The 237-nt window shown below is 58.2% G+C and carries 1 protein-coding gene; it reads right to left on the bottom strand.

All coding sequences use genetic code 11. The features are described from left to right. Positions 1-237 (bottom strand): efflux RND transporter permease subunit (locus tag MXD62_RS09630; RefSeq protein WP_248829007.1); only part of this gene is annotated, 237 nt, incomplete at both ends.

The raw sequence follows: 237 nt of genomic DNA, 5'->3' as shown, positions 1-237 counted from the left end.
GATAGCAAGTGCAAAGGCGATCAGCATATCCCGGGTAGATTGCGCCATCTGCTGGTTTTGTCCTTGCTGCTCGATCACATAGCCGGGCGGCAGCGGGAAGCTGTCCACCAGCTTGTTGATCCGCTGCGTCACGCTTCCCAGATCGCGGCCGGGTGAAAGGCTAGCCGTTACATTTACAACCCGCGCCTGATTAAAGCGCTGGATCGTGCGGGGGCCATCTTGAATGGAGACGGTAGC

It is taken from the genome of Frankia sp. Mgl5 (genome assembly GCF_023242985.1).
Taxonomy (GTDB): Bacteria; Actinomycetota; Actinomycetes; order Frankiales; family Frankiaceae; genus Parafrankia; species Parafrankia soli.
The sequence above is the reverse complement of the archived record's forward strand: the minus strand, read 5'-3'. Positions and strand labels throughout refer to the sequence as shown.